We start from the raw sequence: 10,413 nt of genomic DNA, 5'->3' as shown, positions 1-10,413 counted from the left end.
TGTACGGACAGCAGGCAAAGCAATGGGATGACACTGTCACCCGAACAGCACCCGTTTCATTACGCTGGATCGTCACAAATCAGGGCACGGTAGGCGATCTGGCGCAGATGGTCGCTCATCGCCGTCTTCGCCTCTTCCAACCGCCCCTCCCGCAACAACTCGATCAGCAGCAAATGCTCCCGCACGGCGCAACTGGACGAGTGCGGGAGGTTCTGCCCGGCCAACACCAGGGAGGAACGGGATACCAAATCCGACACATAGCGCGTCAGCAAGGCACTGCCAGTCGCCTCCGCCAACAGCACGTGGAATTCCCCCGCCAGGCGCACCGCTTCCGGCTGGCGCAGGCTGCTCACCCGTTCCTCCCGCGCCACATGCGCGCTCAATGCCCCGGCGGTGTCAGGGGAGACATGCCCGGCCAGCCGCTCCATCACCAGCGTCTCGATCTTGATGCGAACGTCCAGCAGATCCGCCGCCGCCGCACGGCCCAGGCTCGCCACCCGGGCGCTGCGGTTGTTGGGGCGTTCGGCCAGTCCCTCCGCCACCAACCGCTCCAGCGCCGCCCGCACCACTGTGCGGCTGACGCCAAACCGGGTGGCCAGCGCGGCCTCGGGCAGGCGCTCCCCAGGGGTCAGCTGCTTCTCGATGATGCCACGCCGTAGCTCCTGATAGACGAGTTGGGGGCCATCGCCGGGTCGCCGCAACGCCGCAGTCGGCGGGGTCATTTTTGTCTCCGAAAAACTGTATACACTTTTGCTCAGCCGGAGTAGGAATGCAACTGCGCAGGCCGCCATCGCTGCGCCACCCCGTTGGGAGACGCCGTCATGACCCTTGCTGCCCGCATCCTCACCCTCCTTCTGGCCACCGCCACGCCCGTCGTGGCGGTGCAGGCCAACACGCTGAAATGGGCCGCGTCCCGCGACATCGGCTCGCTGGACCCCGACTCCTTCGGCGACACCTTCACCCTTGCGTTCCTCAACCACGTCTATGAGGGCCTTGTCCGTTACGATAGCAGCCTGAAGATCGAGCCCGCACTGGCAACGTCGTGGGAGCTGGTGTCCCCCACCGTCTGGCGCTTCCACCTGCGACCCGGCGTGAAGTTCCAGGACGGCGCCCCGCTGACGGCGGATGACGTGGTCGCCTCGCTACAGCGCGCCACGGATGATCTGTCGCCGCTGAAGGGCAATCTGGCCGCCTACAAATCGTCCCGCGTGGTGGACCCGATGACGGTCGATATAGAACTGACGTCGAAATACCCGCTGCTGCTGAACGACCTGACCAACATCTTCATCTTCAGCAAGCCCTGGCTGGTGACCAACCATACCGAGGTCGCCACCGATGTCGGCCGCAAGGTCGAGGGGTATGCCACCACCCACGCCAATGGCACCGGGCCGTTCAAGGTGGAAAGCCGCGCCGCCGACAGCAGCACCATCCTGGTGGTGAACAAGGGCTGGTGGGATACGCCGAAGCATAACCTCGACCGGATCGAGTTCCTGCCCATCAACAACGACGCCACCCGCCTGGCCGCCCTGGTATCCGGCGAGATCGACCTGACCAACGCCGTGCCGCTGCAGGCTGCCGCCCGGCTGGAGACATCGGCCGGCGTAAAGGTGCTGATGGCGACCGAACTTCGCACCATCTTCTTTGCCCTCAACTATGCCGAGCACCTGCCCAGCCACCCCGATCTGCCCAACCCGCTGCGCGACAAGCGGGTGCGCCAGGCGATGTATCAGGCGATCGACATCGACGGCATCCGCCGCAGCGTGATGCGCGGCCAGTCCCGCGACACCGGCGCACTGGTCGCCCCTTCCATCCCCGGCTTCCTCCCCGGCATGGACAAGCGCCTGCCGTACGATCTGGACGCAGCGAAGGCGCTGATGAAAGACGCCGGCTTCCCCGACGGCTTCGGGCTGACGCTGGTCTGCACCGGGGAGGGCTACGTCAACGAGGAACAGATCTGCCAGGCCACTGCCTCGATGTGGGCGAAGATCGGCATCAAGGTGGATCTGCAAACCGGCACGCGCGCATCGATTACGCAACGCCGGGTCGCCGGCCAATTCGACGTGACGCCGCTGGGCTGGGCGAACGAGCCGGCGATCGACGCGGAATCGCTCCTGCTGCAGGTGGTGCACAGCAAGACCAGCGCGGCCGGCGTGTTCAACTGGGGCGGCTGGGGCCGGACCGAGATCGACAGCCTGACCGACCAGGCCGCCAACGAGTTGGACACCAAGACCCGCCTGGCGGAGGAGGGCAAGGCGCTGAGCCTGGCCGAGGGCGAAATCCTGTTCCTGCCGCTGCATGAACAGCCCATGGCCTGGGCAAAGCGCGATACCGTCGACACCGTGGTGCAGCTGCCGGACAACAAGGTGCGGCTGTGGCTCACCCGCATGGGAGGGAAGTGAGATGGCCGAAACCGTTCTCTTAACCAACATCCGCCCATTGGGCGGCCCCACGACCAATATCCTGATCGAGGCCGGCCGCATCACCGCATTGGATGCGCCAATCCAGCCGGGCGTCGCGGTGCTGGATGGCGGCGGCCGGATCGCGCTGCCGGGCCTGGTGGAGGCGCATACCCACCTAGACAAGTCCCTGCTGGGCCTGCCCTGGTACAAAAACGAAGTCGGCCCCCGCCTGGTCGACAAGATCAGCAACGAGCGAGAGGTTCGCCGCACCCTTCCAATCGACTCCCACCAGCAATCCGCCCGGCAGGCGGCGCTTACCGTCAGCCACGGCGCCACCCACATCCGCACCCATGTCGACGTCGACACCGAATGCGGTGTGTCCGGGATTGAGGGCGTGATGCAAACACGCGAAGCGCTGGCGGACTATGTTGGCATCGACATCGTCGCCTTTCCGCAAAGCGGCCTGCTGATCCGCCCCGGCACGCTGGAACTCATGGCCGATGCGCTGCGCCTGGGCGCCGAGACCGTCGGCGGCCTGGACCCCTGCGCCATCGACCGCGACCCGAAGGGCCATCTGGACGCGATCTTCGGCCTGGCCGAGCAGTTCGGCCGCGGCGTCGACATCCACCTGCACGAGCCCGGCGAGATGGGCGCCTTCTCGATGGAACTCATCATCGAGCGCACCCGCGCCCTGGGCATGGGCGGCCACGTCATGATCAGCCACGCCTTCTGCCTCGGTATGCCCGACCCGGCAATCACCGAGCCCCTGATTGCCGCCCTCGCCGAAACCGGCATCGCCATCTGCACCACCGCCCCGGCGTCCCGCCCGGTGCCCGCGGTCAAGCGCCTGGCGGCTGCCGGCGTGGTGCTGTGCGCCGGCAGCGACGGCATTCGCGACACCTGGGGTCCCTACGGCAACGGCGACATGCTGGAACGCGCGATGTTCGTCGGCCTGCGCAACAATCTGCGCCGCCACGACGAGTTGGACCTCGCCCTCGCCACCTGCACCACCGGCGGTGCGAAAGCGATCGGCCTTGCCGAGTACGGCCTGGCGGCCGGCTGCTGGGCCGACCTCGTGCTCGTCCCCGCCGAAGCCGTGGCGGAGGCCGTCGCCCAGCGCCCCGGCAATCGCATGGTGCTGCGCCGTGGCCGCCTGGTGGCTCAGGGCGGGCAGGCCTTGTTCCGCGTCGCATGATCCGCACACTGCTGACGGCGCGCTGGGTGGTCGGGCACCAAGCCGGTCACCACGTGCTGCTGCAGAACGGGCAGGTGGTGTTCGAGGGTGACCGCATCGTCTTCGTCGGCCACGTCTTCCCGGGCGAGGTGCAGCAGCGCCGCGACTACGGCACCGCCCTCATCGCGCCGGGCTTCATCGACCTGGACGCCTTGGGCGACCTGGACACAACCATCCTGGGCTTCGACAACCATCCCGCCTGGCAGAAGGGCAGGGTATGGCCGCAGACGTACATGGATCGCGGCCCAGTGGAGATGTACACCCCGGCCGAACTGGAGTTCCAGAAGCGCTACGGCTTCGCGCAGCTTCTGCGCAACGGCATCACCACCGCCGTCCCCATCGCCTCCCTGTTCTACCGCGCCTGGGGCGAGACCCCCGACGAATTCGCCGGCGCCGCCGACATCGCCGCCGAACTGGGGCTGCGCGTCTATCTCGGCCCCGCCTACCGCACCGGCAACCTGGTGGTCCAACCCGGTGGCACCATCACCGAATTCTACGACGAACCCCGCGGCCTCGCCGGCCTGGATGCCGCCGAGGCATTCTGCCGGGCGCATGAGGGCAGGGCAGGCGGGCTGGTCCGCACCATGCTCGCCCCCGACCGGGTCGAAAGCTGCACCGAAACCCTGCTCCGCCGCACCGCAGCCGCAGCCGAGGCGCTGGACGTCCCACTGCGCCTCCATTGCTGCCAATCCCGCATGGAGTACGACCGGGTTGTCGCCCGCACCGGCCAAAGCCCGCCGGAATGGCTGGCCGGGCTGGGCCTGCTCTCCCCTCGCGCGCTGCTACCGCATGGCACCTGGGTGTCCGGCTCCCGCGGCGTCGGCCGGCCGGGCCGTGACCTGGAAATCCTGCGCGACACCGGTGGGACAATCGTGCATTGCCCCATCGTCTCCGCCCGCGGCGGCCGTGCACTGGACAGCTTCGCCAAATATCGCCGCATGGGCATCCGCATCGGCATGGGCACCGACACCTGGCCGCCCGACATGGTGGCCAATCTGCAGGCCGGCGCCATGCTCTGCCGGGTCATGGAGGGCGACCCCGGCGCCGCCAGTGCCGCCGACCTGTTCGACGCAGCCACGATCGGTGGCGCCGACGCCCTGAACCGGCCCGACCTGGGTCGCCTGCAGCCCGGCGCCGCGGCGGATATTGTGGTGTTCGATTTCTCGCATGACCGGATCGGCCAAGTCATCGACCCCGTCCAAACCCTGCTGGTCGGCGGCTCTGGCCGAGACGTCCGGGACGTCGTGGTAAACGGCCGCTTTAGCGTGGTGGACGGCCACATCCACGGCATGGACATGCAAGCCGCCCACGTCCAAGCCCAGACGCAATTCAATAGGATGATGGCCCGCTACCCCGAACGAACGCTCGCCCACCCAAAGCTGGAGACGATCTTCCGCCCCAGCTATCCGGTCGTGGGAGGCCCCTAACAGAAGCCTCCCGACCGGCCTACCGGTCGCGCATGTCCAACTGCAACTGGTTGTTCGTCATCAGCGCCGCCAGGGTGCAGATCGCCCCCGACAGCAGGTAGCCGCCCACCGCGATCAGCCCCAGATGGCTGGACAGCGACAGCACGATCAGCGGCGAGAACCCGGCGCCGATCAGCCAGGCAACATCCGAGGTCAGCGCCGCGCCGGTATAGCGCAGCCGCCGCTCGAAGTTCGACGCCACCGCGCCGCTGGCTTGCCCGAAGGAGAAACCCAGCACCGCGAAGCCGAGGATGACGAACGTCGCCTCCCCGCTGCGACCGCCGCCCAGTAGGAACGGGGCGACGAAGCTGAACAACCCGATGAACCCGGCGCCCACCGCCAGCAGCCGCCGGCGACCGATCCGGTCCGCCACCAGGCCAGAGATGACGATCGTCACGATGCTGACCGCCGCGCCGGCGATCTGCACCAGCAGGAACCCACCATCGTCACGGCTGGTATAAAGATTGATCCAGGCCAGCGGGAACACCGTCACCAGGTGGAACAGTGCGAAACAGGCCAGCGGGACGAAGGCGCCCAGCAGGATGTTCCAGCCATTATCCTTGAGCGTCGCCGACACCCGGGCCGGCTGCAGCTCATCCCGGTCCAACAGCGCGGTGAACTCCGGCGTGGCAACCAGGCGCAGCCGGGCGAACAGGGCGACCACGTTCACCGCGAAGGCGACGAAGAACGGGTAGCGCCAGCCCCAATCCTGGAAATCCTCGGCCGGCATCGTCGCCAACAGGAAGGCGAACAGCGCGGCCGCCAGCATGAACCCCAGCGGGGCGCCCAACTGCGGCATCATCGCATACCAGCCGCGGCGATGCGGCGGCGCGTTCAGCGCCAGCAGGGAGGCCAAGCCATCCCACGTGCCGCCCAGCGCGATGCCTTGCAGAAACCGGAACAGACCAAGCAGCACGATCGCGGTCGCCCCAAGCGTCGCATAGTCGGGCAGGAAGCTGATCGCCGCGGTCGAGCCGCCCAGCAGGAACAGCGCCATGGTCAGCTTCGCACCACGCCCATGCTTGCGGTCCACCGCCATGAAGATCACGGAGCCAAGTGGCCGGGCGATGAACGCCAGCGGGAAGATGGCGAACGAATAGATCATCGCCATGTACGGCTCGGCATTCGGGAAGAACACCCGCGGGAACACCAAGACCGATGCAATGGCGTACACGAAAAAGTCGAAGAACTCCGACATGCGGCCGATCACGACGCCGATCGCGATCTCACCCGGTGCGATGTCATGACCGCTCGCGTTGACCAGCCTTGCGTCGCGTTCCAGGTCGCCGGAGTTGGCAACCCCCTGAGATTGGCTCACGTACTCATCCCTTCTTTAGACCCTCTGGTTAGGCCTGCCGTATGACCAGATATATCAGCACATCACGAGGCCGTCTGCCCATAGGACAAAATGTCCACTCCCATCCTGGGCCGTCCTCCTCTATGTAGCGCCTCGGCTACACCATAGCGTCACGATTGAGCAGAATGTTTCCCAAGATTCCGCGAGTCCTCCGTCTAGCCCCCCTGGCCCTCCTGCTGAGCGGCTGCAACATGGTCATCATGGACCCGTCAGGCGACGTGGCCATGCAGCAGCGCGACCTCATCATCATATCGACGATATTGATGCTGCTGATCATCGTGCCCGTCATCGTGTTGACGCTAGTGTTTGCCTATCGCTACCGGCACACCAACACGGCAGCACCCTATGATCCGGAATGGAGCCACTCCACCCGGCTGGAAGTGGTCATCTGGGCAGCCCCACTGACCATCATCGTCGCCCTCGGCGCGTTGACCTGGGTCGCAACCCACCTGCTTGACCCGTATCGCCCGATCACCCGGTTGGACGCCGCGCGCGCGGTCCCGGTGGAGAGCCGGTCGCTGACCGTCGAGGTCGTGGCACTGGATTGGAAATGGCTGTTCATCTACCCGGATTTGGGAATCGCCACCGTGAATGAGCTGGCAGCACCGGTGGATACGCCGATTGACTTCCGGATCACCGCTTCGTCGGTGATGAACTCCTTCGCCATCCCCGCCCTCGCCGGGCAGATCTACGCCATGCCCGGCATGATGACCCAGCTGCATGCGGTCATTAACAAGGCCGGCGTGTATGATGGTTTCTCGGCCAATTATAGCGGCGCCGGGTTCTCCGACATGAACTTCAAGTTCCATGGCCTGAGCCAGGCCGACTTCGATAAATGGGTCGCAACCGTGAAGGCCTCCGGCTCTGGCGCGATGGACCGGGCGCACTATCTCGACCTGGTGAAACCCAGCATCAAGGTCCCCGTCGAGCGCTTCGACGGCATCGACAATGGACTATACCAGGCGATCGTCGACCAGTGCGCCGAGCCCGGCCGAACTTGCATGAGCGATATGATGCGCAGCGACTCCAATGGCGGTGCCGGCAAGGAATCGGGCGCCACGGCACCCGGCAGTGCCACCCCGCGCGCCGCCGACCCGCAGCGACTGAACAGCGGCGCCCGGCTGCCGCCCGCACCATGACCACACCCCAGCGTCCGACTATATCCGGAACGGCAGAGTAGAGAGAATGACCCTCAGTCCCGACCTGCTGAAATTCGTCTTCGGACGGTTTTCACTTGCGTCCCTTCCTTTCGACGAGCCGATCGTGCTCGGCACCTTCATCATGGTGGCGCTGGGCGGCATCGCCCTGCTGTCCGTGCTGACATATTACCGCGTCTGGCCGTATCTATGGCGCGAGTGGTTCACCAGCGTCGATCACAAGCGGATCGGCATCATGTACTGCATCCTGGCTTTCGTGATGCTTTTGCGCGGGTTCTCCGACGCGATCATGATGCGGGCGCAGCAGTCGATGGCCTTCAACGGCAATGAAGGCTTCTTGCCGCCGCACCATTACGACCAGGTATTTACCGCCCACGGCGTGATCATGATCTTCTTCATGGCGATGCCGTTCGTCACTGGCCTGATGAACTTCGTCGTACCGCTGCAAATCGGCGCCCGCGACGTGGCGTTCCCGTTCCTGAACAATTTCAGCTTCTGGATGACGGTCGGCGGCGCGATCCTGATCATGATGTCGCTATTCGTCGGCGAATTCGCCCGCACCGGCTGGCTCGCCTATCCGCCGCTGTCCGGTTACGACGCGAGCCCGGATGTCGGCGTCGACTATTACATCTGGTCGCTGCAGATCGCCGGTATCGGCACCTTACTCTCCGGCGTGAATCTCATCGCGACTATCGTGAAGATGCGCGCCCCCGGCATGACGATGATGAAGCTGCCGATTTTCACCTGGACGGCGCTGTGCACGAACATCCTGATCGTGGCCGCCTTCCCGGTGCTGACCGCCGTACTCGCCCTGCTGTCCCTGGACCGCTATGTCGGCACCAACTTCTTCACGAACAACCTCGGCGGCAACCCGATGATGTACGTGAACCTGATTTGGATCTGGGGCCACCCGGAGGTGTACATCCTCATCCTACCGGCCTTCGGCATCTACTCGGAAGTGGTGTCGACTTTCTGCAGCAAGCGTTTGTTCGGCTACACCTCGATGGTCTACGCCACGGTGGTCATCACCATCCTGGCCTACCTGGTCTGGCTGCACCATTTCTTCACCATGGGCTCCGGCGCCAGCGTGAACTCGTTCTTCGGCATCACCACGATGATCATCTCGATCCCGACGGGTGCGAAGATCTTCAACTGGCTGTTCACCATGTATCGCGGTCGCATCCGCTACGAGGTGCCGATGCTATGGACGATCGGCTTCATGGTGACCTTCACCATCGGCGGCATGACCGGCGTGTTGCTGGCCGTGCCCCCGGCCGACTTCCAGTTGCACAACAGCCTGTTCCTGGTTGCCCATTTCCATAACGTCATCATCGGCGGCGTGGTGTTCGGCGTGTTCGCCGGCATCAACTACTGGTTCCCGAAGGCCTTCGGCTTCAAGCTGGATGCGTTCTGGGGCAAGGTGTCGTTCTGGTTCTGGATCGTCGGCTTCTACTTCGCCTTCATGCCGCTGTACGTGCTGGGCCTGATGGGCGTCACCCGCCGCCTGAACCATTTCGACGATCCATCGTTGCAGGTCTGGTTCATCCTGGCCGCGTTCGGCGCGTTCCTCATCGCGCTGGGGATCCTGGCCTTCATCATCCAGATGGTGGTCAGCGTCCGCAATCGCGAGGCGCTGCGGGATTGGACGGGCGATCCGTGGGATGGCCGCACGCTGGAATGGTCCACGTCGTCCCCGCCGCCGGACTACAACTTCGCCTTCACGCCGATCGTGCATGCCCATGATGCCTGGTACGACATGAAGCAGCGCGGCCATACGCGGGTCACGGCCGGCTACTTCGCCATCCACATGCCGAAGAGCACCGGCACCGGCGTCATCCTGGCCGGGCTGTCCACCGCATTCGGCGCGGCGATGATCTGGTACGTGTGGTGGTTGGCGGCCGTCAGCTTCGTCGCCATCCTGGCAGTGGCGATCGGCCACACCTTCAACTACGCACGCGACTACTTCATCCCGGTCGAGGAAGTGATACGCACGGAACAGCTCCGGACAACCTTCCAGGCGGCGGAATAAGCCATGTCGACGCAAGCCATCACGCCCGGCACCGGCGAGCCGATCGCCTTCTACGTCACCGAGGAGGAGCACGTGCACGCCGGGCACAGCACGATGCTCGGCTTCTGGCTGTATCTGATGAGCGACTGCCTCATCTTCGCAGCCTTGTTCGCCACCTACGCCGTGTTGGGCCGCAACTACGCGGGCGGCCCGTCCGCGGCCCAATTGTTCGAACTGCCGACCGTGGCGCTCAACACGGCGATGCTACTGTTGTCGTCCATCACCTACGGCTTTGCGATGCTGGAGATGGCGGCGAACCGCAAAGCCGGCACGATGATCTGGCTGGTGATCACCGGGCTATTCGGCGCCGCGTTCATCTACTTCGAACTTCACGAGTTCGCGGGGCTGATCGCGGAGGGCGCCACGCCGCAGCGCAGCGCGTTCCTGTCCTCGTTCTTCACGCTGGTCGGCACCCACGGCGTGCACGTCACCGTCGGCATCATCTGGCTGATCACCCTGCTGGTGCAGGTCGGGCAGCGCGGGCTGACGGACGATAACAAGCGCCGGCTGATGTGCCTCAGCCTGTTCTGGCACTTTCTGGACGTTGTCTGGATCGGCGTCTTTTCCTTCGTGTATTTGCTGGGGGTGCTTCGATGAGCACGAACGCGGCCGCGCATTCCGACGGTCACGGCGGCCATGGTCATGACGACCACGGCGATCATGGCGGCCATGGGCACGACACGGCGGGGCACGGTACCCGCGCCGGCTACCTGATCGGCTTCTTCGCCTCCG

General features: G+C 65.3%; 8 protein-coding genes. 6 read left to right on the top strand and 2 right to left on the bottom strand.

The window, feature by feature from the left end:
* Nucleotides 1–59: 59 nt before the first annotated feature.
* On the bottom strand, nucleotides 60–722 hold the full coding sequence (locus tag GSQ76_RS21735) for a GntR family transcriptional regulator (protein ID WP_158746213.1): 663 nt from the start codon (nucleotides 720–722) through the stop codon (nucleotides 60–62).
* 99 nt (nucleotides 723–821) lie between these two features.
* On the opposite strand from GSQ76_RS21735, the gene GSQ76_RS21730 reads away from it, so the two are divergent.
* From GSQ76_RS21730 to GSQ76_RS21720, 3 genes are read left to right on the top strand one after another with little or no spacing between them, the layout of a single operon-like run.
* Nucleotides 822–2,399, top strand: a complete 1,578-nt coding sequence (locus GSQ76_RS21730; protein WP_216851212.1) for an ABC transporter substrate-binding protein — start codon at nucleotides 822–824, stop codon at nucleotides 2,397–2,399.
* Nucleotide 2,400: 1 nt separating this feature from the next.
* Nucleotides 2,401–3,594: an amidohydrolase family protein gene (locus tag GSQ76_RS21725; protein WP_158746212.1), complete on the top strand. Its 1,194-nt coding sequence runs from the start codon at nucleotides 2,401–2,403 to the stop codon at nucleotides 3,592–3,594.
* Complete coding sequence (locus tag GSQ76_RS21720; RefSeq protein ID WP_158746211.1) at nucleotides 3,591–5,060, top strand: amidohydrolase family protein; 1,470 nt, start codon at nucleotides 3,591–3,593, stop codon at nucleotides 5,058–5,060. Before GSQ76_RS21725 ends, GSQ76_RS21720 begins: the two co-directional genes overlap by 4 nt.
* Before the next feature lie 19 nt (nucleotides 5,061–5,079).
* On the opposite strand, the gene GSQ76_RS21715 is transcribed toward GSQ76_RS21720, so the two are convergent.
* The gene (locus tag GSQ76_RS21715; protein WP_254070562.1) at nucleotides 5,080–6,417 is read right to left on the bottom strand and encodes an MFS transporter; all 1,338 of its coding nucleotides are present in this window, start codon (nucleotides 6,415–6,417) and stop codon (nucleotides 5,080–5,082) included.
* 164 nt (nucleotides 6,418–6,581) lie between these two features.
* Here GSQ76_RS21715 and cyoA point away from each other — a divergent pair, with 164 nt between their 5' ends.
* From cyoA to cyoC, 3 genes are read left to right on the top strand one after another with little or no spacing between them, the layout of a single operon-like run.
* Nucleotides 6,582–7,595, top strand: a complete 1,014-nt coding sequence (cyoA, locus tag GSQ76_RS21710; protein ID WP_158746210.1) for a ubiquinol oxidase subunit II — start codon at nucleotides 6,582–6,584, stop codon at nucleotides 7,593–7,595.
* A 46-nt stretch (nucleotides 7,596–7,641) separates the two neighbouring features.
* Nucleotides 7,642–9,642: a cytochrome o ubiquinol oxidase subunit I gene (gene cyoB / locus GSQ76_RS21705; protein ID WP_158746209.1), complete on the top strand. Its 2,001-nt coding sequence runs from the start codon at nucleotides 7,642–7,644 to the stop codon at nucleotides 9,640–9,642.
* A 3-nt stretch (nucleotides 9,643–9,645) separates the two neighbouring features.
* Nucleotides 9,646–10,278, top strand: coding sequence for a cytochrome o ubiquinol oxidase subunit III (cyoC, locus tag GSQ76_RS21700; protein WP_158746208.1), 633 nt, complete (start codon nucleotides 9,646–9,648; stop codon nucleotides 10,276–10,278).
* The last annotated feature ends 135 nt before the right edge of the window (nucleotides 10,279–10,413 follow it).

This window comes from Acidisphaera sp. L21 (assembly GCF_009765685.1).
Lineage (GTDB): Bacteria > Pseudomonadota > Alphaproteobacteria > Acetobacterales > Acetobacteraceae > LMUY01.
This window is presented reverse-complemented; position numbering and strand designations above follow the sequence as displayed.